Annotated in this window: 23 protein-coding genes; 13 read left to right on the forward strand and 10 right to left on the reverse strand. The window is 65.6% G+C overall.

The genetic code is table 11. The features are described from left to right. Positions 1–170: 170 nt before the first annotated feature. Both A5788_RS18415 and A5788_RS18420 read left to right on the forward strand, forming a co-directional pair. Positions 171–1,526, forward strand: coding sequence for a M1 family metallopeptidase (locus A5788_RS18415; protein ID WP_064865780.1), 1,356 nt, complete (start codon positions 171–173; stop codon positions 1,524–1,526). A gap of 21 nt (positions 1,527–1,547) precedes the next feature. Beyond that, the gene (locus tag A5788_RS18420) at positions 1,548–2,834 is read left to right on the forward strand and encodes a lipopolysaccharide biosynthesis protein (protein ID WP_064865810.1); all 1,287 of its coding nucleotides are present in this window, start codon (positions 1,548–1,550) and stop codon (positions 2,832–2,834) included. Here A5788_RS18420 and A5788_RS18425 read toward each other — a convergent pair whose 3' ends face one another. Continuing rightward, positions 2,835–3,683: a glycosyltransferase family 2 protein gene (locus tag A5788_RS18425; protein WP_064865782.1), complete on the reverse strand. Its 849-nt coding sequence runs from the start codon at positions 3,681–3,683 to the stop codon at positions 2,835–2,837. 82 nt (positions 3,684–3,765) lie between these two features. On the opposite strand from A5788_RS18425, the gene A5788_RS18430 reads away from it, so the two are divergent. Further along, positions 3,766–4,497, forward strand: a complete 732-nt coding sequence (locus tag A5788_RS18430) for a glycosyltransferase family 2 protein (RefSeq protein WP_064865784.1) — start codon at positions 3,766–3,768, stop codon at positions 4,495–4,497. Positions 4,498–4,499: 2 nt separating this feature from the next. Beyond that, entirely contained in the window at positions 4,500–4,844 is a 345-nt protein-coding gene (locus A5788_RS18435) for a DUF2304 domain-containing protein (protein ID WP_005206720.1), read from the forward strand. A gap of 90 nt (positions 4,845–4,934) precedes the next feature. Here the strand turns inward: A5788_RS18435 and A5788_RS18440 are convergent, their stop codons facing one another. Beyond that, positions 4,935–5,561, reverse strand: coding sequence for a dTDP-4-dehydrorhamnose 3,5-epimerase family protein (locus tag A5788_RS18440; RefSeq protein WP_064865786.1), 627 nt, complete (start codon positions 5,559–5,561; stop codon positions 4,935–4,937). 28 nt (positions 5,562–5,589) lie between these two features. Beyond that, positions 5,590–6,468 (reverse strand): glucose-1-phosphate thymidylyltransferase RfbA, encoded by an 879-nt coding sequence (rfbA, locus tag A5788_RS18445; protein ID WP_049700619.1) that lies wholly within the window; start codon positions 6,466–6,468, stop codon positions 5,590–5,592. Between the two features lie 120 nt (positions 6,469–6,588). Here rfbA and rfbB point away from each other — a divergent pair, with 120 nt between their 5' ends. Next, complete coding sequence (gene rfbB, locus A5788_RS18450) at positions 6,589–7,593, forward strand: dTDP-glucose 4,6-dehydratase (protein WP_064865788.1); 1,005 nt, start codon at positions 6,589–6,591, stop codon at positions 7,591–7,593. Here the strand turns inward: rfbB and A5788_RS18455 are convergent. Both A5788_RS18455 and A5788_RS18460 read right to left on the reverse strand, forming a co-directional pair. After that, positions 7,583–8,995, reverse strand: a complete 1,413-nt coding sequence (locus tag A5788_RS18455) for a uracil-xanthine permease family protein (protein WP_197494444.1) — start codon at positions 8,993–8,995, stop codon at positions 7,583–7,585. The genes rfbB and A5788_RS18455 overlap by 11 nt on opposite strands. Further along, positions 8,992–10,131 (reverse strand): aryl-sulfate sulfotransferase, encoded by a 1,140-nt coding sequence (locus tag A5788_RS18460; RefSeq protein ID WP_064865789.1) that lies wholly within the window; start codon positions 10,129–10,131, stop codon positions 8,992–8,994. Before A5788_RS18460 ends, A5788_RS18455 begins: the two co-directional genes overlap by 4 nt. A 196-nt stretch (positions 10,132–10,327) precedes the next feature. Between A5788_RS18460 and A5788_RS18465 the strand changes: the two genes are divergently transcribed. The 5 genes from A5788_RS18465 to A5788_RS18485 all read left to right on the forward strand — a co-directional run bounded on the left by A5788_RS18465 (position 10,328) and on the right by A5788_RS18485 (position 14,453). Then, a complete protein-coding gene (locus A5788_RS18465; protein WP_156525550.1) occupies positions 10,328–10,942 on the forward strand; it encodes a helix-turn-helix domain-containing protein in 615 nt (204 codons plus the stop codon). Between the two features lie 760 nt (positions 10,943–11,702). Next, a complete protein-coding gene (locus A5788_RS18470; protein WP_064865791.1) occupies positions 11,703–12,047 on the forward strand; it encodes a hypothetical protein in 345 nt (114 codons plus the stop codon). Positions 12,048–12,181: 134 nt separating this feature from the next. Continuing rightward, positions 12,182–12,721, forward strand: coding sequence for a hypothetical protein (locus tag A5788_RS18475; RefSeq protein ID WP_064865793.1), 540 nt, complete (start codon positions 12,182–12,184; stop codon positions 12,719–12,721). 80 nt (positions 12,722–12,801) lie between these two features. Beyond that, a complete protein-coding gene (locus A5788_RS18480) occupies positions 12,802–13,410 on the forward strand; it encodes a hypothetical protein (protein ID WP_231894060.1) in 609 nt (202 codons plus the stop codon). 44 nt (positions 13,411–13,454) lie between these two features. Then, positions 13,455–14,453, forward strand: a complete 999-nt coding sequence (locus tag A5788_RS18485; RefSeq protein ID WP_064865820.1) for a tocopherol cyclase family protein — start codon at positions 13,455–13,457, stop codon at positions 14,451–14,453. On the opposite strand, the gene A5788_RS18490 is transcribed toward A5788_RS18485, so the two are convergent. Together A5788_RS18490 and A5788_RS18495 are read right to left on the reverse strand one after the other, a co-directional pair. Continuing rightward, positions 14,399–15,367, reverse strand: a complete 969-nt coding sequence (locus tag A5788_RS18490; protein WP_064865822.1) for an alpha/beta hydrolase — start codon at positions 15,365–15,367, stop codon at positions 14,399–14,401. The two genes, A5788_RS18485 and A5788_RS18490, sit on opposite strands and share 55 nt — an antisense overlap. A gap of 89 nt (positions 15,368–15,456) precedes the next feature. Further along, positions 15,457–16,230 carry a hypothetical protein gene (locus A5788_RS18495; RefSeq protein WP_064865794.1) on the reverse strand — a complete coding sequence of 258 codons (774 nt, stop codon included), beginning with the start codon at positions 16,228–16,230 and terminating at the stop codon, positions 15,457–15,459. Positions 16,231–16,400: 170 nt separating this feature from the next. Here A5788_RS18495 and galE point away from each other — a divergent pair, with 170 nt between their 5' ends. Beyond that, positions 16,401–17,420, forward strand: a complete 1,020-nt coding sequence (gene galE / locus A5788_RS18500) for a UDP-glucose 4-epimerase GalE (RefSeq protein ID WP_064865796.1) — start codon at positions 16,401–16,403, stop codon at positions 17,418–17,420. A 20-nt stretch (positions 17,421–17,440) separates the two neighbouring features. On the opposite strand, the gene A5788_RS18505 is transcribed toward galE, so the two are convergent. Beyond that, a complete protein-coding gene (locus A5788_RS18505; protein WP_064865799.1) occupies positions 17,441–19,510 on the reverse strand; it encodes a DUF6541 family protein in 2,070 nt (689 codons plus the stop codon). Positions 19,511–19,708: 198 nt separating this feature from the next. On the opposite strand from A5788_RS18505, the gene A5788_RS18510 reads away from it, so the two are divergent. Continuing rightward, positions 19,709–21,112, forward strand: coding sequence for an MFS transporter (locus A5788_RS18510; RefSeq protein ID WP_082937818.1), 1,404 nt, complete (start codon positions 19,709–19,711; stop codon positions 21,110–21,112). Further along, positions 21,105–21,563, forward strand: coding sequence for a MarR family winged helix-turn-helix transcriptional regulator (locus A5788_RS18515; RefSeq protein WP_064865803.1), 459 nt, complete (start codon positions 21,105–21,107; stop codon positions 21,561–21,563). Before A5788_RS18510 ends, A5788_RS18515 begins: the two co-directional genes overlap by 8 nt. A gap of 10 nt (positions 21,564–21,573) precedes the next feature. On the opposite strand, the gene A5788_RS18520 is transcribed toward A5788_RS18515, so the two are convergent. Then, the gene (locus A5788_RS18520; RefSeq protein WP_442902843.1) at positions 21,574–22,827 is read right to left on the reverse strand and encodes an MFS transporter; all 1,254 of its coding nucleotides are present in this window, start codon (positions 22,825–22,827) and stop codon (positions 21,574–21,576) included. Further along, positions 22,824–23,522 (reverse strand): GntR family transcriptional regulator, encoded by a 699-nt coding sequence (locus A5788_RS18525; protein WP_064865805.1) that lies wholly within the window; start codon positions 23,520–23,522, stop codon positions 22,824–22,826. Before A5788_RS18525 ends, A5788_RS18520 begins: the two co-directional genes overlap by 4 nt. Positions 23,523–23,611: the final 89 nt, after the last annotated feature.

Raw genomic sequence — 23,611 nt, forward strand, 5'->3', positions numbered from 1 at the left:
ACCTGACGCGCCTCACAGAAGCAACGCTACGGGTAGGGTGAGTTCTCGCGTCCTGATCGAGAAAATGACGCCGAAAACGCCCACTCCCGACAAGCCGGACAGGCTCGGGAAGTGCGACGGTAGCCAGAGCCGAAGAGTGAGCCAGTAGAGCCAGAGACAGGAGTCGTTGCGTGCCGGGTAAGTCGGGGAAGAACTCACGGCAACCTGTTCTCGGTACACCGACCGACAGCGTCGACCCCTACCTGCCAGACAATGGCAATCTCGGTTATCGCATCTCCCGCTACGACCTCGACCTCGAGTACAAGGTCGCCAGCAACCGCCTCGAAGGCACCGCGACACTGACCGCGACGTCGTATGTGGAATTGGCACGTTTCAGCCTCGACATGGCGTCGACGCTCAACGTCAGCAAGGTCACCGTCAACGACAGGCGGGCCAGGTACAGCCACCGCCAGCGCAAGCTGTTCATCACCCCCGACTCGCCCATCCCGCCGGGCGGAGCCATGACGATCGTCATCCGTTACAGCGGCACCCCTCGACCCATCCGCGGCCCCTGGGGCACTGTCGGATGGGAAGAACTGACCGACGGCTCGCTGTGTGCCAACCAACCGAACGGCGCGGCGTCGTGGTTTCCCTGCGACGACCACCCGAGTGCCAAGGCGCCCTACCGCATTTCGATCACCACCGACAGCCCGTACTACGCGCTGGCGAACGGCGTACTCGCGTCGAAGCGGGTACGGGCAGCACAGACGACGTGGGTCTACGAGCAGATCGAACCGATGTCGACGTATCTGGCCTCGATCCAGATCGGACCATACGAGCACATTCGATTGGCGTCCAAACCCGTTCCGGTAGAAGCGATCCTGCCGTCACGACTAAGAGAGAACTTCCGCGTCGACTTCGGCAAACAGTTGGAGATGGTCGATGCGTTCACCGAGATGTTCGGCCCCTACCCGTTTGCCAAGTACACCGTCGTGGTGACCGACGATTCGCTCGAAATCCCCATCGAGGCACAGAGTTTCAGCACCTTCGGAGCCAATCACTGCGACGGCAGCCGCGACGCCGAGAGGCTGATCGCCCACGAACTCGCCCATCAGTGGTTCGGCAATTCGGTGACACTCGAACAGTGGCACGACATCTGGCTCCACGAAGGATTCGCCTGCTACTCCGAGTGGCTGTGGAGCCAACGATCCGGCGGGCGAAGCGCCGACGAATGGGCGCGACACTACTACGCCAAGTTGGCTGCCCACCCTGTCCGGGTAACGCTCGTCGACCCCGGCCCGCGGAAGATGTTCGACGACTGGGTCTACAAACGTGGCGCAATCACGTTGCACGCCTTACGTCTTCGCATCGGTGACGGCAACTTCTTCGCGCTCCTGCGTCGCTGGACCGACAAGTACCGCTACGGAACCGCCAGCACCGAGGATTTCATCGCGCTCGCCGCGAACTATTCCGACGCCCCGCTGAACGACCTCTGGCAGGCCTGGCTCTTCACCCCGGAGCTTCCCGCGTTTCCCGAACCGTCCTGACGCCGGCACATCGGTGTGTCGATGACTTCTGGTCCTGATCCCGAGATCTCCGCGGTATCCGACGATGCGAGCGGGCGCAGTTCTGGCGGACGCAGTTTTGGCGGACGCAGCGCCGTCGGGCGCGTCACGATCGCGACGATCATCGCGGCGGCGTCGGGCTACCTGGTTCTACTCCTTGCCGCGCGGCAGCTCGGCGCAACGGGATACGCAGTCTTCGCGGTCTTCTGGGCTGCGTACGGACTCGTCACCGGCGCACAGAACGGGCAACTCCAGGAGACGACGCGCACCATCCGCGCCGCCTCGGAGACGCGCACACGCCTCAGCCGACCGCTGGTGGTCAACGTCGGTATCGGCGCGGTGCTCGCGGTCATCGTCGCGGCGACTTCGCCGCTGTGGAGCGGCCACGTCTTCGACCAGTACCGTGCGCTGTCGGTGGTGCTGCTCGCCGTCGGGGTCGCGAGCTTCGCGGTGTACGCGCACCTGTGCGGCGCGTTGTCGGGGTCGCTGTCGTGGTCGCCGTTCGCGGTCTTGCTGAGCGTCGACGCGCTGATCCGATTGGTCGGCGCGGGCATCGCGGTCGCTTTCGGCTGGGGCGTGCTGGCGTTTCTGGTGATCACGGTGGTCGGGTCGGTGTCGTGGATCGTCGTGCTCGCGACGTCGTCGACGGCCCGACGCGCCATCGGACTGCCCGGCGACGTCGACAACCGACGCCTCGCGGGCAACACTCTCACCGCGATGGCCGCCGCGCTGGCGTCGGCGGTGGTGGTGATGGGCTTCCCGGTGCTGATCAACATCACCGCGCGCGCCGACGACGATTCGCGCATCGTGGGAGCCGTCATCCTGGCGGTCACGCTGACCAGGGCGCCACTACTGGTGCCGCTCAACAGCTTTCAAGGGGTATTGATCACCCGGTTCGTCGCAGCGCGCGACGCGTTGCTGCGTTCACTCGCCGTGCCGCTGGCCGCGGTCGTCGTGGTCGGTGCGATCGGCGCGGTCGCGGCCTGGGCGATCGGCTCCTGGCTGCTCACACATATCTTCGGCGCCGACTTCACGCTCGGCGGCGGCACCATCGCGCTGTTCATGGTCGGTGCCACCGCCCTGGGACTGCTGACCGTGACCGGTGCGGCAACGCTGTCTGTCGGAGCACACCGGTGGTACGCGGCCGGCTGGTGGGTTGCCGCGATCGCCTGCGCCGCGCTGCTGACCGTGCCGCTCGAGGTGACCGACCGCGTCGCGCTCTCCTTGGTCGTCGGGCCGCTCGTCGGGGCGGGCGTGCACCTGGGCCGGCTCGCCACGTTCTCGGGGTAATCAGTTGGTGGGTCGGATTGTCGACGCCGCGCCCGCAATCCGCGCCATGCCGTGGTGCAACCGCGACGTCGCGTGCAGCCGTGCCGCCCGCGCCGCGCGGGTCCATCCGCGTGCAGCACATCGTTGTTCCTCGCCGTCGAAGAAGGCGTTCTCCTCGGCAAAGCGTCGACCGTCGACCGCCTGCACCGAGCTGACCGACGCGTCGTGGCGGCGGTAGCGGAACAGCACGCGCGGGTCGTAAGCGAGCGCCTCCCCCGCGAAAGCGAGGTCGACGAGGAGCGCGAGGTCGAGGACGACGTCGAGCCCCTCCCGGAACCCGACCGCCCGCACGGCATCGGTGCGCCACAGCAGCGAGGGGAAGTAGGTCCAGTTGCCGCGATACAGGCTGGTGGCCATCGCCTCGCCGCGCAAGACCGTCGCAGACGACGGCGCGAGCACCGACTTGATCCGATCCCCGAGCGGGCGCACCACCCGATCGTCGGCGTCGATCACCTCGACGCCCGGCGCGATCACCGCGGCATCGGGATGTGCGTCGGCTAGCGCACGGACACCCGCGAGGTACCCGGGCAGCATCACGTCGTCGCAGCCCATCACGACGTACCGATCAGCGGTGACGAGGTCGACGCAGCGTCGAAAATTGCCGTTCACGCCGAGGTTGTGTGCGTTGCGCTCGTAGTGGACGCGAGCGTCTCCGAGGCCGGCCAGCCATTCGCGCGGCTCATCGCTCGGATAACCATCGTCGACGACGACGAGCCGGAAGTCGGGGTCCGACTGCTCGAGAACGCTGGTGACCGCCTGCTTGAACTGCTCGACGTCGCCGTAGAAGGGCATCATGACGTCGATAGGCACCCGATCAGGGTAGACGTTGACGCGCCCACGCCTTCCGGGCACGTCCGAAGTGCCCCGCACCTGCTCCGATAGGGTTACCCCCATGACGGAACGCCCCACCAACGACGACGTGTGGTTGGTGATCCCCGTCTACAACGAGGGCGAGGTGATCCGAGACGTCCTGGTCGACGCCTCGAAGACCTTCCCGAACATCGTCTGCGTCGACGACGGCAGCTCCGACGACTCGGTCGCTCAGATCCGATCGGCAGCAGCCGACGTCGCGCGCACGCAGACCGGCAGCATCCATCTCGTGCGCCATCCGGTCAATCTCGGGCAGGGCGCGGCGATCCAGACCGGCGTCGAATATGCGCGGTCACGGCCCGGCGCCCAGTACTTCGTCACCTTCGACGCCGACGGCCAGCATCGCGTCGACGACGTCGTCGCGATGATCGACCGACTGCGCACCGAGCCCGTCGACATCATCGTCGGCACGCGCTTCGCCGACGGCCGGAGCGAGTCGGTGCCGCTGCTGCGTCGGATCGTGCTGCGGACCGTCGTCTTCCTGAGTCCGCGCACGCGCAGACTCGGACTCTCCGACGCCCACAACGGCCTACGCGCGTTCAACAAGACCGTCGCCGACCAGCTCGATCTGCTGATGGCCGGCATGAGCCACGCGTCGGAGTTCGTCGCGCTCATCGACCACCATCACTGGCGGGTCGCCGAACAGCCGGTCACCATCCTCTACACCGACTACTCGCGCGCCAAGGGGCAGTCGCTGATCAACGGCGTGAACATCGTCGCCGACGGTCTGCTGCACGGGCGCATGAGGAGATAGCCATGATCGTCATCCAGATACTGCTTCTGCTCGCGGCTCTCGGACTCGTGTGGTTCTTCGTCACCAACCGCGGCAACGCGAGATCGTCTGCGGGAGTGAAGCTTCTGTTCGTCGCGTTCGTGGTCTTCGGCGTCTACGCGATGTTCCGCCCCAACGATCTGACGACCGTCGCGGGCTGGGTTGGCGTCGGCCGCGGCACCGACCTTGTGCTCTACTGCCTGGTGATCGCGTTCGCATTCACCACTGTCGCAACGTATCTCAGGTTTCGCGAGCTCGAGATCCGCTATGCACGACTCGCGCGCGCGGTCGCACTGCAGAACGCCGAGGTCGAGAACCGGCGCGACTGAGGGTGTTGTCCGCCCGAGCACGCCTCCAAACGCCGCCCGAACTTGCAAACGCGCCTGGTGTACCAGCCGCGTTCACCAGAACAAGCGCGTCTACGACGCCCCTTCGGCCAGCGACCGCAGATACGCGGTCACGTCGGCATAGTCCGGCAGCAGCCCCGATTCGCGTGCGGCGGTCAAACCCGGTGCCGCAGTGTCCTTCTCGGAGAGCTCGTAGACCAGGGGCGAGCCGTCGCGGGCAAGCGTCGGCCATTCGATGCCCAGCTCATGGTCGAGTGGATTGATCCCGTGTTCTGCACCGGGGTTGTAGCCGGTCGAGCACAGGTACGTCGCGGTCGACCCGTCTTCGAGTGCGCAGAACGCATGCCCGAGCCCCTCGGAGAGGTAGACCGCACGACGGTCGACGTCGTCGAGGAGCACGGTGTCGTAGGTGCCGAAAGTCGGTGAGCCGACGCGGATGTCGACGATCACGTCGAGGATCGCACCCTTCGGACACGTCACGTACTTCGCCTGGCCGGGCGGAACGTCGGCGAAGTGCACGCCCCGCAAGACGCCCGCGGCCGACACCGACAGGTTGACCTGCGCCAGGTCGAGTCGGTGACCGATCACGTCGTCGAGCAGATCTCCCTTGAACACCTCGGCGAACAGGCCGCGAGCGTCGCCGTGCTGCACCGGCGTGAACTCCCAGGCGCCGTCGATCGACAACGGACGGATCTTCACTCGCGCTCCTCTGTTTCGTGAATCGTGTTCACTCGAAACCCTTACCGCGGGCCAGGATGTCGAGCAGATAGTTGCCGTAGCCCGACTTGCGCAGCTTCTCCGCACGCGTTGCCAGCTCGTCGTCGGACAGATACCCCTGCCGCCACGCAATCTCCTCGGGCACAGCAATTTTCAGTCCCTGCCGCTGCTCGACGGTGCGCACGAAGTTGCCCGCGTCCAGCAGCGAATCGAACGTCCCCGTGTCGAGCCACGCAGTGCCACGCGGCAACACCTTCACCGCGAGCTTGCCCTGATCGAGATAGTGCGCGTTGACGTCGGTGATCTCGTACTCGCCTCGCGCACTCGGCTGCAGGCCACGCGCGATCTCGATGACGTCGTTGTCGTAGAAGTACAGCCCCGGCACCGCGTAGTTCGACTTCGGGGAGGTCGGCTTCTCCTCCAACGACACCGCCCGCCCCTGCGCGTCGAAATCGACAACACCATAGGCCGACGGATTGGCCACCCAGTAGGCGAAGATCGCGCCACCGTCGATCGTCTCGAACCCCTTGAGCTGCGAGCCCAGACCCGGCCCGTAGAAGATGTTGTCACCGAGCACCAGAGCCACCGACTCGTTCCCGATGTGATCGGCACCCAACACAAACGCCTGCGCCAAACCATCCGGCGACGGCTGCGTGACGTACGAGATGTCGATACCGAACTGACTTCCGTCGCCCAGCAGTCCGGAAAACGCGGCCGAATCGTGCGGGGTCGTGATCACCAGAATGTCGCGAATACCCGCCAACATCAGCGTCGACAGCGGGTAATAGATCATCGGCTTGTCGTAAACCGGGACGAGTTGCTTACTCACACCCTGCGTAATCGGGTGCAAACGCGACCCGGTACCTCCGGCGAGAATGATTCCACGCATGCAGATCAGACTAAACGGAACTGCTCGTCGGAACATCTCGTCGGACGCTCGGTACTCTAATGGCGCTGCACTCACCCTGCGACCCATCCCGCGGGTCCACAACGTACGAAGGGAACGACGTTGAAGCTCCTGGTCACCGGCGGAGCCGGGTTCATCGGGGCGAATTTCGTCCTCCGCACGCTCGAACAGCGCCCCGACGTGCAGTTGACCGTCCTCGACAAGCTCACCTACGCGGCAAGCCCCGCGACGCTCGCACCTGTCGCGGATCGCATCAACCTCGTAGAGGGCGATATCGCCGACGCCGCGCTGACCGACCGCTTGATCGCCGACGCCGATCTCGTCGTCCACTTCGCAGCGGAGTCGCACAACGACAACTCGCTCGCCGACCCGTCGGCCTTTGTGCAGACCAACCTCGTCGGCACATACACCCTGCTCGAAGGGGTTCGCCGCCACGACGTGCGGTACCACCACATCAGCACCGATGAGGTCTACGGCGACCTCGACCTCGACGACCCATCGCGGTTCACCGAGTCGACGCCGTACAACCCGTCGAGTCCGTACAGCTCCACCAAAGCGGGCAGTGACCTGCTGGTTCGCGCCTGGGTGCGGTCGTTCGGGGTGCCCGCGACCATCTCCAACTGCTCCAACAACTACGGGCCGTATCAGCACGTCGAGAAGTTCATCCCCCGCCAGATCACCAACGTGCTCTCCGGCGTGCGGCCCAAGCTCTACGGCGACGGCCGCAACGTGCGCGACTGGATTCACGTCGACGACCACAACGACGCCGTCTGGACGATCATCGAAAAGGGCGAGATCGGCGAGACGTACCTGATCGGCGCCGATGGCGAGGTGGACAACCGGACCGTCGTCGAAACGATTTTGGAACTGGCCGGACAGCCACGCGATGCCTTCGACTTCGTCACCGACCGCCCAGGCCACGACCGCCGCTACGCCATCGATTCGACGCGCCTGCGAACCGAACTGGGCTGGTCACCGCGCTACACCGACTTCCGCTCCGGCCTGTCTGCGACGATCGACTGGTACCGCGACAACGCCGCGTGGTGGCAGGCCGCCAAGGGCGACGCTGAGGCGAAGTACGCCACCACCGAGCAGGTCATCGGCTGAGCGTGACGCGCGCCCGCCGAGCGTAGAGCGCGGCGACCACGATCCCGACCAGGGCGGCCATGGTGACACCGCTCGACAGCAGCAGCCGCGGAGTCGACGGGAACGCCCCGTACAGCCCGGGTGCGACGACGGGCAGCAGGCCCGCTGTCAGCGCTGCCACTGCGGTGACGAAGTTTCGGTCAGCAGACATGTCGATCGCCGTGAACATCTTCAACCCGGTCACGATGATCATCGCGAACACGTAGGCCGCAGTGGCACCGACCACGGGCGCCGGTAGCGAGTTGATGATCGCGCCGACCGGAGCCACGAACGCCATCAACACCAGGAGCACGCCGGTCCCCGCAGTCACATACCGCGAGCGCACGCCGGTCGCACGCACGATGCCGATGTTCTCCCCGCTGGTGAGCATCGTCTGCCCACCGAACAGCCCCGCGAACACCGACGTCACCGCATCGCCGCGGATTGTGCGCCCGACCGTTGCGCCGGTATCGATCCGTTTACCGACGACGTCGGCGTTGAGCACCACCTGCCCCGTCGCCTCTGCCATCGAACCGATACTGAAGACCAGCAGCGGAATCGTCGCGAGGATGTCGAAATGCGGGGTGCCGAAGGGAAACACCGACGGCACCTGAATCGCCTGATGCCCCGTGTCGAGATGAAGATGCCCGGTCACCGCGCTGACCATCGTGCCGACCGCCATACCCGCGAGCACAGAGATCCGGTTCAGCGGTGCGGGAAGAAACCTGTGCAGCACAACGATCGACGCCACGGTGACCGCGGCCAAGCCGACGGCCCACATCGGCGCAGTGGTGGCCTTGGCGCCGACGATGAGTCCGCCGGAGACCTTCACCAGGTTGATGCCGATCACCACGATCATCGCCGCGATCACCACTGGAGGAACAAAGCGCACCACGCGACCGGCGAAGGGCGACAACGCGATTCCCACCAGACCAGTGATGATGACCGCGCCGGTGGCCGTGGCTGCTCCCGACGTATGAGCTATCTGCAGGAACAACACCACCGCAGCGCCACCCGGCAGCATCACGAATGGAAGTCGAGCGCCGAGCCCGAACCATCCCATCGACTGCAGCAGGGTCCCGACACCGCAGGCAAGCAGCGTCGCGCACAGCAACGCACGGGTGGTCGACGCGTCGAGTTCCAGCGTCGCACTGATCAGAAACACCGACGAGATCGGCGTCGCGATCATCACCAGCAGGTGCTGGATCGACATCGGGACGAGCTGGCGCCACCGCGGCCTGGTGTCGACCGGGTGCGTATCGGTTTCCGAGACGGGGATGTCTGTGGTCTTTTCCTGTTGTAGCGCCATCGAATTGGATATCGGGTGACCCGCGTGTGATCCCGCTACGTTGGACTCGTCGACAGCCTTGTCAGATGTGGTCACGACAGCAGCCCCCATGACTCGACCTGAGCGTCGGAGTAGCGGTAGGCGCGGAAGATCGCATTACTCGACGCGGGGAAGCGGGCAGCAGTATCGGGATCGGCGTAGGCAGAGAAGTGGGGAACGACGTACTCCCAGCACATTTGCTTGTCGGGCGTCACCTCGAAGATCCGCCCGAACGCCGCCTCGGTGACGAGAGTGTTTCCGTTCCAAAGTCGTTGCGCCCCGCCCATATAGGGCGTGAAGAAGGTCTCACGGATCGGGTCCGTGTAGCTCCACAGGATCTGCTTGGTCTCGGGGTCGACCTCGATCACGCGGCTATAGGTGACCGACTCGCCGGTACGGAAGGTGCCGTTGTCGAAGATGAGCAGAGTGCCGTTCGGCAGCGGCGTCACATGATGCTGTTGCGCAACAACACTCGAATCCAGCTGCCAGACAACATCTCCGGAGGCCTTGTCGATGACGATCACCGCCGACACGCTGCGCAGACTTGCCACCACTTTGTCGTCGCCGAGCGGTGCAACACTGTTGATGAGTGGCCAGTGTTCGCGCCAATAGTGCGGCTGCAGCGGGAAGTTCGTGACGTCGAGATGGTCGAACGCCCGCCACTGCCATACGATTTGCCCCTGCGCGTCAACATGGTTGATGACATCGGCGTATACGACGTCGCCCTTGTCGCCACCAAGCGCCTCGGTGCCGGGGAATCCGCCGCGCACAGCGCGCGCACGGTTGCCGGTCAGTGGTTCGACCGAGGCGTAGAGGATGCTGCCATCGTCGAGGTGGTTGGCATCGTGGTGTTGCAGGGCGTCGACGTGCTCGCTGAGTAGGTTTCCCGACGCGTCGTATCGCGCCATCGAACCCCCGCCGTACTTGCGCCACATGTCGAAGAGCGGTTCGACGCCCGATTCAGCGCCGACGAGACTTCCGTTGTAAGCCAACGAGCCGTCGTCGAGCAGACGCGCGTGTCGCCCCGGGCGGTAGGGCAGGTCCCACCGGTGAGCTTCGTTGCCCTCGGCATCAACCAAGTACACCTGCCCCGAGCCGTTCAGCGGCGCGTACAGCGTGTAGCCGCCCGCCGAAACTGCAGGATCGACGCCGATAAGGCCGACACCTCGTCGTTTGAGCGTGTTCTGTTCCATCTGGATCTCCTAGAATCGAACTGACCAAAGGTTCAGTACCGAAGAGTTGATACTGAATATTCAGTACTGAATCTTCAGTCACATTAGGAGAGTTGGCCAGAGTTCTGGTCACGCTGGCGTTAACTCTGGATTCCCGTTCGGAGCAGCGTCGTTTACATGGGGTCGCGCAGCGGCACCCACGGCGAGAGGACTACCGGTGACCACCGGACTGACACGCGGCAAGACCCTCGATTCCGCACAACTCGGCGGCGTGATCCGCGCCGCTCGACTGGAGAAGGGGCTCACACTGGCGCAGATGTCCGAACAGACCGGACTGTCAGCGTCGTTTCTCAGTCAGCTCGAGAACGGCCGCACCAACACCAGCCTCCGGTCGCTGCAGACCGTCGCGGATGCCCTCGGCACCACGGCAACGGTCCTGCTTGCCGATGCCGACACCGACGCCGACCCCGTTGCCAGGGCCGACGACGAACTGCTCACCCTTTCCGACGAACCGGACGCCCAGGTGCGTTCACTGGTGCGGGGCAAGAAGGCGCTGCGGGGACTGGAATTCACCGGTTCGGCACACGATGACAGAGAGTTCACCCACGCCCACGACGAGATCATGTACGTGATCAATGGGAGTGCGCACGCCACGCTTAGCAGCGCCGACGGCGAACGGGAGGAGACACTCCGTGCCGGCGACTCGCTCTACATCGACGCCGGGGTCCCCCACCGCTGGCGGGCGCTGTCGGACGACACGCGTGTTCTGCTGTTCAGCGTCGCCGACGACATGGTCATCCGACGGTCAAACCGGCGCGAACGCGAGAAGTAGCGCCTTCATCCCGGGTCCAACCGGCCGGAGCCGTGCACGAGATGGTCCCAGAGCCAGCACCCCGACGCGCAGCTACCTCATCCGTGCACAGCTACCTTCTGCACCGCCCAAGGTGGCTGCACACAGATCAGGTGGCTGTACGGAGAGCCGCCGACATCAGCCCTCAGCCGCGCGCCGCCCGGGCATGCCCAGCACCCCGACGACTGGCCGACAAGCCGTCGAACTAGCCCGAGCCGTGCACTAGCTGGCACTGGGCGCGACTCGACGCGCAGCTACCTCATCTGCGCACAGCTACCTTCTGCACCGCCCAAGGTGGCTGCACACAGATCAGGTGGCTGTACGGAGAGCCGCCGACATCAGCCCTCACGCCGCGCGCCGCCCGGGCATGCCCAGCACCCCGACGACTGGCCGACAAGCCGTCGAACTAGCCCGAGCCGTGCACTAGCTGGCACTGGGCGCGACTCGACGCGCAGCTACCTCATCTGTGCACAGCTACCTTCTGCACCGCCCAAGGTGGCTGCACACAGATCAGGTGGCTGTGCGGAGAGCCGCCGACATCAGCCCTCACGCCGCGCGCCGCCCGGGCATGCCGGGCACCCCGACGACTGACCCGTCGTCTCATGTTCAACAAGCCAGCGTCGCGGTCGGACACTTTACGCACACTTGCGATAAGCGCTATTCTCGGAATCGAGAAAAGCCCTATCGAGGCCCCACTCTCCCGAAGTCCCATCCTGAATCCCTCTCGACCGCAAGGCGGCAGATGAACCCAGAACCCCAACCCCCGAACAGTGTGGTCATCACCAACGTCCACGACAGCAAGGGCACCATGCTGCGAGTCGTCCGGCTCACCGACGACGGTGGACTCATGATCGAGGGCCACGACCTCGGCGGCGGCGTCGAGCAATTCTTCGGTGCCCACGAGTACGAGTTCAAGAAGCAGTTCTCGTCCGACGTGGTCGCACAGCTCCGGGACCTACTCGGCCTCGAATCCGACGACGAACTGCTGCCGACCATAAAGGATCGGTTCACATACACGGACGATTTGGAGGAGTTTCTGCGAGACAACGGAATTGAGGGGAAATTCTGGAGCCGGGTGGGTGACTGAGCACCCCGAATGGGATTTATCGACACCGAGGCCTCGGCCGTCGTCTCATTGAATTACGCAGGCTAACGATTTTCGACGCCGCTACGAATCCTAATACAGAGGTTCGTCCAGCACACTCGGCATCGGAGATTCTCATGGTCACAGCTTCACGTATTCGTCGCGGCGTCGTAGCCGCACTCGCCGCGGCAACCATCGCGAGCGGCGCGGCGGTAGCAACAGCACCCAGCGCGCACGCCGCGCCGACGCAACCCGGCATCCACCAGGTCGACCAACTCGGCGACCTGACCTACCAGGCACTCTTCGGCGCGGGCGTCCAGGTCTACGAGTATGCGACGACGGTTCGCGGCACGTCCGATTCGACCGGAATCACCCCGCGGTACTACTACACCGTGCTCCGGAAGCTGCACAACCCACGCGAGGGCAAGCTGGGGAGCCTGCGATACGGGTTCGTCGGACTCGGCCCCGGCACACAGCTGCCGGAGGTCTTCGCCCTCTACTCGCGACTGCATCCCGAGCCGCACAACCTCGGCAACTTCTACTTCCGCGTCAACCCCCAGACGCTGCAGCCGCTGAGCTACGACCCGCACCCCCTGCCGTGCCCGAAGCTCATCTCCGGCCCCATCGGACCGCTGACCGGCGGCGCTGCAATTCTCGGAAATCGTTGCGGCGGCTGAGCCACTGTGACCGAAAGGCCACCAATCGTCGGCTAGGCCCTTGTCGCCGATAACAGGTTCGTTTCATTGAGTCGCGAGAGATGACACACCCGTCGACCGTCGACACTCTGGAGCGAGAGGGAGGTCTGTCGGGGCGTCGACCATCGGAGGTCAGCATGGGTTCGGCTCGCCGTACCGGCTGCAAGCTTCTCGGCACCCGTGTCACAACGGCGCTGGTCGCCGTAGCGGTGGCCGGCGGCGTGACGTTCACGCAAAGCACCCACGCCGATGCCGCACCGACAAACTCTTCGATCGTCAACGACGTGGCGAACCTGCCCTACCAGGCACTGTTCGCCACGGGCGTCCAGGTCTACGAGTTCGCGGGGATCTACCGTCAGGACAGTCCGGGCAGCGCCCCGTACTTCTTCACGGTGTTACGCAAGCTCCGCAGTGCAAATCAGGGCGTCCCCGGCACTCGGCGCTATGCCTTTGTCGGGCGCGGACCCGGTTCGACGCTCCCCGAGGCGTTCGGAATGTACCCCGGTCGACGGCCGTCGTCGGATCTCCACCTGCGTTGGACATTCCAATTCGACCCGCGCACCCTCACCCCGACGCTCGGCGGCGTGATGCAGTGCCTCTCGCCGCCGACTGTCGGGCCGATCGGAACGCTCGCGGGCGGTGCCGTGGCGACGCACACCTGCCCGAAGTGACTCGACGCGACATCACGCAGGACTCGCATGCAGATCCCGCCCGGATGCCACACTCGGGTATGCGCCCCCTCGACTGGCCGCTCCGCGAACTCGTGGCGCTCTATCGCCGCACCGGTGCCGATGTCCCATACGGCGACCCCTTGCCGTCCCACGGCACCGAGATGGAGGGCTGGTTCTGGCGGCTGACCGACCGGGCAACCGGCCGCGCAGTGGTCGCACTGTGCAGTTGCAACCGCCACGACGCCGGGGACTGGTCGACGGCGGCCATCGTGCTCGAACCCGGCGCCGTCGTCCGCCAGGCAGCGATCGGTGCTGCGGTGGCCGATCCTCGCCAGTTCTCCGTCCGCGCGCAGGAACAGGGGAATTACCTCGATGCCAATCGAGGCGGAATCACTCTGACCATCGACGACGTCACCGTCGACCTGCGTGTCGACAACACCCGACCCTGGCCGAAGGCGTTCGGCGGCGGCGGGGTGTTCTCTTCGATCCCGTTCCTCAACCAGTACTGGCACGCTTACTGTCTTGGCGGCCGGGCGTCGGCAACGGTCACCGCGCCCGGCGTGGACTGGCGGTTCGACGACGCCCGGCTCTACTGCGAACGCAACTGGGGTGCCGGTTTCCCGCAGCGGTGGTGGTGGGGCGAGGCGCATGACTTCGGCGACGACGACGTGTGCGTCGCGTTCTCCGGTGGGCTACTCGAACTCGGCCCGGTGAAGCAGGAAGTCACCGGAGTGGTCGTGCGCATCGGCTTACGGGTGCTGCGCATCACCCCGCCCGCACTGACCAGCTACCACTTCGACCGGAACACCTGGCACTGGCACATCACTGCGCGCACAGTGCGATTCGCCATCGAACTCGACGGCCACGGTGTCGGAGAACCGCCCGTGCTGCCGGTGCCGATACCTCACGAGCGGCGCAACGTGGACACCGATTACGAATTCCTCGACGGAACCCTGCGCTGCACCGTGCGGGAATGGGGTCGCGTCATCTACGACGGCACTTCGTCGCTGGCGGGGCTCGAGATCGGTGACCGCCCGGCGTGAGCGTCGGCCGCGCTCGCTCGCTGAGGGTTGACGGGTACGACGTCGCGCAAGAATGCCACCTCGTCGGCGACCACGTCCTCGAAGGCGTCACCGACGTAGATATCGAAGTGTCCGTACGGGTAGATCTTCGCTGTGATGTGCGGATTGCCTTGTACCGCACGCACTGTCGGACCGGATGGGGCGACACTGTCGGTCTCGCAGATCGCGACGAATGTGGGGAGGCTGATACGCGATGCCTTCCGCGCAGGCGAGTAGAGCGGAATCGCGAGACCGGTGCGCGCGGTGACACGATCGGAGAACGACGCCCCGTCGGGCACCAACGACAGGTAGCCCGATTCGGCGTCCGGTGCGGTCATCAGCGCGGCGTCGTGACCGTGTCCGGTCAGCCCCACCGTCACCGGGTCGCGACCAACCGCGCTCGACGCAAGGTCGGCGATTGCGCGCGCCGTGACTTTTGCCGACGAGATCGGGTCGAGTGCGGTCAGGGACGCGATACCGCTGGTGAACGGGCACTGCGAAATCGCCGCGGCGAGCCCGGGATGACGCGACGCCAACGTCAGCGCGTGACCCCCCGAGAACGACGACCCCCACACAACGACCCGAGCGGCGTCGACCCCGTCGAGCGACTTCGCGTAGGTGATCGCGGCGTCGTAGTCGGCGAGTTGCCTGCGCACCGACAACAGTTGCCGCGGCTCGCCATCGCTGTCACCGAAGTGTCGGTAGTCGAAGACAAGGCATGCGTAGCCCGCGTCGGCAAAACGTTCGGCGAAGGCGTCGAGCCTCATTGTCTTGACGCCGCCGAGACCGTGCGCCATCACGATGATCGGCGGATTCGCCGACTTCGGTCGATAGAGCCAGGCTCGGATGACGACGCCGTCGGACGTGAACTCCACGTCGGTGCGCTCTGACCCCATGATCCCTCGTCTCGCTTGCGACCACATTCCGGTGAGCACAGCTTGTCAGACCGCGCATTCGTGTCGGCGCGGCCGCCTACCCAAGCAATTCAGCGGGTCATCCAAGCGGCCCACGAGTACACGACGGCGGCCACCGCAGCCACTGCGAGCGTCACATGTTCCAGCACCGCGCCGAGCACGAAATCCGACGGCAGCAGTGGCACCACCAACGCGCACCACAGGGTGACGACCACCGTGAATCCGAGGGTCACCCTGCCGATCACCGCCGTCGTCGTTGCAGCGACGTGCCGGTTCCGCCCGACGAGGGGCACCAACACGATCAGGATGATGGCCACAATCGACACCACGACATTGATTCGGATGCCGGTGGAGAATGGCCACTCCAATCGCAGGTGGCCGCCCTCGCGCAGCGCCTCGGTGTCGAGGGTGTTGCTGAACTGCAACGCCACCACGATCATCGGCCCCCACAATGCCGTGGTGCGAGCGACGAGGTTCTGCGCAGGCTGCATGATCGACCGGTTGGTGCCGTAAAGCCGCAGCACCTCCCGCAGACCGAGCAGCAGCAACAGCGACGCCAGGCCGAACGCGGCACCGTTGAGCTGCTGTTCATGCGCGGCCACCGGACCGTTCGACCGACCCGAGAGGATCGCATAGCTGAACGCGAGGATCAGCAGCGAGAAGAACGCGCTGGTGAACACGATCACGCCGCTCGCCCCTGCAGCCTCGGCATCGTCGTCGCGGGTGTCATGGTCGAGTGGCAGCAGTACCGCCAGCAGCGCGAAACCCGCGAGCAGACCCGCCACCGCCGAGTACCAGCCCGCGGCAGCGGCGATGTCGAACGAAGCAACCTCGGCAGTCAGCACCGCACGTCGCCCCTCAGCCTCACGAGTTCATACGACTCCATCACCACATTCGGCCTCACGCGCTCGACCACCGCAACCCGAGAGCGTGCTTCGCAGCAAACTGTTCACCGAGGGGTAGCTCACAGGGTCCGCGTGGATGAATCCCAGTCCGACCGCTTACCGTGATTGTCATGCGTGTACTCGTCAGTGGAGGGGCCGGCTACATCGGCTCACACACCGTGATCCGACTCGTCGAAGCAGGACACGACGTCGTCGTCGTCGATGACTTCAGCAACGCCAAGCCGACGGTCATCGGCCGACTCGAGGGCCTCACCGGCGTCCACATACCGGTCCATTCCTTTGATCTCACCGACGTCGACAAGACGGAGAAATTCTTCGACCACGAGGACGTCGACGCCGTGATCCACTTCGCGGGGTTCAAGGCGGTCGGCGAGTCGGTGGCCAAGCCGCTCGAGTACTACGAGAACAACCTGGGCAGCACCTTCTCGCTGCTGCGCGCAATGCGACGCCACGACGTGCACCGGTTGGTGTTCTCGTCGTCGGCCACGGTGTACGGCGCAGAGCCGGTACTCCCGATGACCGAGGACTCCCCGACGTCGGCGACCAATCCGTACGGCTGGACCAAGGTGATGATCGAGCAGGTGCTGCGCGACGTCGCCGCCAGCGATCCCGTCTGGCGCATCGCCGCGCTGCGCTACTTCAACCCGGTCGGCGCCCACCCGAGCGGACAGATCGGCGAGGACCCCAGCGGTATCCCCAACAACCTGATGCCGTTCGTCGCACAGGTCGCCGTCGGACGTCGGGAGAAGCTCTCGATCTTCGGCGACGACTACGACACCCCCGACGGCACCGGCGTGCGCGACTACATCCACGTCGACGACCTCGCCGCAGGGCATGTCGCGGCACTGGAACGAATCAGCGCAGGGTCCGAACCCATGTCGACCTGGAATCTCGGTACCGGACAGGGCGTTTCGGTACTGCAGGTGGTGCAGGCCTTCGAACGCGCCAGCGGTAAGCCGATCCCGTATGAGATCGCACCGCGTCGAGCCGGCGACATCGCGGCGTCGTACGCCGACCCGACGAGGGCGAACAAGGAGCTGAACTGGTTCGCGGGCAAGACAATCGACGACATGTGCGTCGACACCTGGCGCTGGCAGTCGAACAACCCGGAGGGCTACCCGGACGCCTGAGGGGTACGGCTCGCAGCGGTTCAGCGTGGCGCGGTGAGCACGTTCTCGTTGACCCGATACACCGTCACGTTGCCCTGCCTGAACACCGGCGTCAGCCCCGGCGCGCCGTGCTCCCGGAGCGCCAGGAACGGGTCGCCCTGCACACCGTGCTCCGGGTCGGGGACACCGTTCTGGAACGGCCAGTAACTCGGCGGACTGTCGATGACGTAGTGCACGTTCATGTCGCGCACGATCTGATCGACGTGCGGATCGGCACCGATTTGCGCTGTCCCCCAGTACAAGTCGCGCTGGCGTTCAGAGAACTCGTTTGCCCGATAGAACGAGAACAACGGGGTCAGTCCGGTCACCGGATACAGCCACCCGGTGCCCTGATCGAGGTTGTTCAGGATCAGCGCGTCGTGCGCGTCTGGCTGACGATCGAGCCAGTGGTATGCGGCGAGATCGTCTCTGCCGACCAGCTTTTCGCCCCGTTCCTTCGATGCGATCTGCGCGTTCGACGGGTAACGCCACACAGCAGCGCCCGCGATCAACACCAGCAGGACGGCAAACGTGACCGGAACAGCCCAACGTCGCTGCGTCGCAACGCGGTCGCCGGACCCCGACCGCGCCACCCACCGCGACACGGCCGACGCCGCGATTCCCACCGCGACGCCCGCGGCCGCCGCACAGAACAGTGCCACCACGAACGTCAGCCGATGCGGCGAGTTGTAGAAGTAGCCGCCGATCACCCCGAGCGGCGCCGACAGCGGGCCAAGCGAGACAACCGAATTGGCGGTGACCAACACGAAGATCGCCCAGGTCACCAGCCCGCCCCAACACCGTAGCCACAGCAGTGCAACAACACCGAGCACGGTGAGGATCACCAGACCCCACACCGGATAGTCCTGCGTCTGCAACGGCACCGTGCCGTTGAACAGCGCCTGCGAAAGTCCTTCGAGCACACCGACCGTGTCGACACGGAAGTCGAAGAACGGCAGCTCGTTGGTATCGGCGACGCGGATCGTGCCCAGTACAACCGGGAAGACCAGCACCACGGTCGCCAGCCCGGCGATCGCCAGGGTGACGAAGTCTCCGACGCGGCTGTGCACGGGCCGACGCAGCGCCTCGAACAGCCACCACACCCCGACGATCACACCCACCAGGATCAGTCCGGATGGATGCGTCGCCGTGACGCCGGAGACCGCGACGGCCGCGGGCAGCACCCGACGTCGATCGCGTACCGCACTGATCGTCAGCACTGCGGCGATGGGCGCCATCGACACACCCACGGCATTCGGCACCGAGGTCAACTGCACCTCGACATACGGCAGCGACGGGAACAGCGCCGCCACCGCGCCCGCAACACCGGCGATCAACGCCGACGTCGAGGTGTCGAAGCGGTGGCGCGCAAACCAGTACGCGAGTGACGCGACGCCGAGCGTGACCGTGACCGCCAACGTCGCGGGCGAGTAGGTGTTGTACAGCTGCACCGGGTTCGCGCCGGTCAGCGGAATCTCAAGAGCGCCGAGCGCGTGCCACGTATTCGGGTAGTAGTTGAAGCCGTGGGTGTCGTAGTTCATGAGCTCGCCCATGCGCAACGACGATCCGACGCCGGTCTCGTGAATCCAGCGCAGCGAACTCGCATGCCAGAGCGAATCCCAGACCTGAGGAATGCTGTCGAGTCCGGCGAACGCGGTATTGGCGATCGGCCTGATGCACGTGATCGCGATGATGATCGCCCCGAGCGCGATGCCGATGCCCCCGCGCAGCGCCGCACGCCAGCTCAGCGGAGCGTCGACCGTCCCGTCCCCCGAGGTCGACGTCGCGGCCGGTGCCGGAGCTATTCGACGTCCCGCCCGCGTGCCCAGCAGCGCGGCATAAACCCAGGCCAGCGCATACGCGACGAGGACGGCGACCAGGGCGGTGATGACGTTCCATTCGAAACCGATCGCGCCGTAGAGCACGGTGGACACGCTCACGATCGCGAAGGTGATCGGCGCGCCCGCTGCGATCGCGACGGGCCAGCTCAGCGTCATCCGACGACCGACGCACGCCCCGGGAACAATGAGTAGGACGACGGTCACCACACTCACCCACGCCCCGAGCAGCACTGACACCCGTCCTCTCACTCAACCGGCCCGAACCGGATTCATCCCGGTCCGTTGAACCGGTCGACCTCGTGCAGGTTACCGCGCCACCCTTTTGTCGCCGTTGACCGTGTGCCGTGACCCCTGGACGTCGAATGCTTGTAGTTCTACAATCTTTGTATGTCCACAACTACCTCCGTCGAGCTGACGCCGCGCAGGAAGATGGCGATCCTCGGCACCTGCTGCATGAGCCTGCTGATCGTGTCGATGGACGCCACCATCGTCAACGTCGCCCTGCCGGCGATCCGCACGGATCTGAACGCGAGCGTGTCGTCGTTGCAGTGGGTCATCGACATCTACACGCTGGTGCTGGCCAGTCTGTTGATGGTGTCCGGAGCCACTGCCGACCGGTACGGCCGGAAGCGTTTGTTCCAGATCGGTCTGGTCACGTTCGCGATCGGATCGCTCGCGTGCAGCCTCGCGCCGAGCGTCGGCGTCCTGATCGCCGCCCGCGCCCTGCAGGCCGTCGGTGGGTCGATGCTCAACCCCGTGGCGATGTCGATCATCACGCAGATCTTCGTCGACCCTCGCGAGCGCGCCCGCGCGATCGGCGTGTGGGGATCGGTGGTCGGAATCTCGATGGCCGCCGGCCCGATCGTCGGCGGCGTGCTCATCGACACCATCGGGTGGCGTGCGGTGTTCTGGATCAACCTGCCGATCTGTCTGATCGCGATCGTGCTCACCGCCATCCTCGTCCCCGAATCACGCTCGCCCATCATGCGCACACTCGATCCCGTCGGACAGGCATTGGCGATGATCGCACTCGGCGGCGCCGTCTACGGCCTCATCGAAGGTCCTGGTCACGGGTGGGGATCTCCGCGCACCGTAATCGTATTCGCCGTCGCCGCAGCAGCTTTCGTCGGCTTCGTCCTGTGGGAACGACGCCACGACGACCCGTTCATCGACCTCCGATTCTTCGGCAGCGTCCCGTTCGCGTCGGCAACCGTGATCGCGATCTGCGCGTTCGCCAACTGGGGCGGGTTCTTGTTCCTGATGTCGCTCTACCTACAGGAGGACCGCGGGTTCAGCGCCGTCGGCACCGGTGCGATGCTCGTTCCACCCGCGATAGCGGTCTTGATCTGCTCGCCACTCTCCGGGCGCGCGGTCGGCCGCTGGGGCACGCGACCGTCGCTCGTGATCGCCGGGATCGCACTCCTCATCAGTTCGTCGATGATGCTGTTCATCGACGACGCGACCCCGGTCCCCTTGCTGGCCTTCATGTTCTTCATCTTCGGACTCGGCTTCGGGATGATCAACGCGCCCATCACCAACTCCGCGGTCGCAGGCATGCCCCGACATCGAGCCGGAGCTGCCAGCGCCGTGGCGTCGACGAGCCGCCAGATCGGCGTGAGTCTCGGTGTGGCACTTGCCGGTAGCGTCACCGGCTTGGCCGCGGCGCACACGGCCATCGACTTCTCGAGTGCGATGACGGCCATGTGGTGGATCGTGATCGCTTTCAGCGCAGCGATTCTCGTACTCGGTATCGTGTCCACCACACCGTGGGCGCTACGCACCGCGCAGACCGTCTCAGATCGGCTGATCGAACCGGAGATGTCCCATGCCTGAACCCGGAGCAGCCGACGAGCACGGCCCTGTCCCCCACGACGAACTCGTCGCGCAGGTCTGGCGCGAACTCACCTCGTTCGTGACCGATTCACGCGACGCCTGGCGTCGCACGGTGGTTGCCGAAACAGGGTTGCCGTTCAGCAGGATTCGGGTGCTGAAGCGGTTGAGGAACGGCCCGCTGACGATCACCGAGATCGCTCACGCCGCCACCATCGATGCCCCCGCGGCGTCGGTCGCGGTGTCCGACCTCGAGTCCGCGGGATATGTGGTCCGCGAGCCGTCGTCGAGCGACCGTCGTCGAAAAGAGGTACGCATCACCGACGCCGGACGCGAGGTGCTCCAGACCGTCTGGGACGTCGACGATCCGGCGCCCGACGTACTGACCACGGCCTCCACCGTCGAACTGGAACTGCTGCACACGATGTTCACCAGGAGCCCTGGGCGGGCCTGACCCCTATCGGTCAGGCGGCCACGGCGTGCCGACGATGCCCGTACAGCGCGACGGCGAGACACAGCAGTGCCGCGACGATCCCGAAGATGAACATGTGCGTGTAGGTGACCGCGTGCCAGAACTCGGTGATCAACGCCAGCACAGCCGGAATCGCGAACCCCAGGTAGGTGACGCTGTAGAACACCGCGGTGAGCCCGGCGAGGTCGTTTCGGCCGCTGCGGGCCGCGATCCGTTGCACCTCGAGTAGACCCGCGATCATCGCCATGCCGTAGCCGCAGCCCAGAACCGTCGCAGCGATCAGCGACATCCAGATCGTCAACATGTGAGCAGCCAACGCCGCCAACGCCATTCCGATTGCCAACACCGTGAGTGCGGCGGCGACGCCGCGCACACCGTCGGGGTTGTCGATGCGACGTCCCAGCGACTGGATGCCGAAACCCGCCGCGAGTCCGAGCACACAGCACAGCGCGGCGAACGCGATCGGCGCTCCGGCGGTGCGCGCCGACATCAGCGCGGGGATGATCGCGTATGCCGATGCGCATGCGCCGAACACCCACGGCGCAACCGGCAGCACCACGAACAGGAACCGACGGTGCGCCGCCGACGGGATCTTCAGGTCGTCGACGAGTCGTCCGGGAGTGCTACTGGGCGAACGCGTTTCGGGTGCGCGGACAAGCAGGAGCACCAGAGCGATGGCCGCAAGCGAGATGTTCACCAGGTAGGCGAGCACGTGCGGCCACGGTGCCCACTGAGCCAGCGCACCGGCGACGCCCGCACCGATGCCGAATCCGGCGGTGAGGCTCATCGCGGCGCGCCGGGCCCCGGATGCCGCTCCGGCGCCACCACGTACCGACAACTCCGTGATCCAACTGCCGCCGACCGCCATCGACAGTCCCAACGCGATTCCGCTGAACACGCGTCCGATCGACAGCAGCACAACAGAATTCGCACCGAGTGCCAGGAGCAGCGACCCCACCGCGGCGAACACCGGTGCGGGCAACATCAGCGGGCGACGCCCGTACCGATCCGACAGTGGACCGCCGATCAACAGCGAGGGCACGATGCCGACCACATAGAGGAACAGCAACGCGTCGACCGCGACGGCCCCGAAATTGCCAGTCTCGCGGTACATCACGAGCAGCGGCGTGAATTCGTTTCCACCCCAGGCCGATGCGAAGACGGCAAGTGCCACCGCGATCCACGCGGTGCGACGAACCGTCGGACCGGTCACCGTGGGGGTGGCGTTGTCTGCGGTAGTAGTCACCGTTGTCCTTCCTCTGTGTGGGCGGCGCTCGCGTCGGTCGCGTGGACGGCGTAGACATCGTCGATGCGATGAACACCCGCGACGTGGTCGACGAGCAGTGATGTGAATCTGTCGGCGTCTGCGCATTCGATGGCGTCGACGAGCGCGGTGTGCTCGGCAATGATCCGGGGCGTCATGGTCGGCTCCCGGTGCACGCTCGCGGTGGTCATGCGCCGCTGGCGTTCCGCGAGACCGAGGTAGAAGTCGGCGAGTACGCCGTTGGCCCCGGCCGAGACGATGAGCTGGTGGAACTGCGCGTCGAGACGGGAGAAGTCCGCGATGTCGTCGGGTCCCACTTTCGCGTGTGCGGCCAGATTGCGGCGCAGGTCCGCCACCAGGTCGCCGGTGGGCAGGTCGCGGGCGACGAGTCCGCGTACCGCGTGAGACTCGATGAGAATCCGGGCGTCGACAACGTCGCGGGCCTCGGTGTCGGTCACCGGCAGCACCAGCGCGCCGCGTTTCGGGTACAGCCGCATCCAGCCTTCTGCCTGCAACCGAAGAAACGCTTCACGCACGGGGGTGCGGCTGACCTCGCAGCGCTGCGCCACCTCGCCCTCGCTGATCAGCTCGCCGCCGGCGATGGCGTTGGTCAGGATGAGTTCCTTGACCTCGTCGTACACCCGATCGGCCGCCGATGTAGCGCTCAGATCCAACATAGATACAAGTTGTACTCCTGATTGCTTAGCGAGTCGAATCTTTGTGAGCTAGTCGGGGCGGAGCGACACCGAATATCTCCGCGGAGGCA

It is taken from the genome of Gordonia sp. 852002-50816_SCH5313054-c (assembly GCF_001665925.1).
Taxonomy (GTDB): domain Bacteria; phylum Actinomycetota; class Actinomycetes; order Mycobacteriales; family Mycobacteriaceae; genus Gordonia; species Gordonia jacobaea.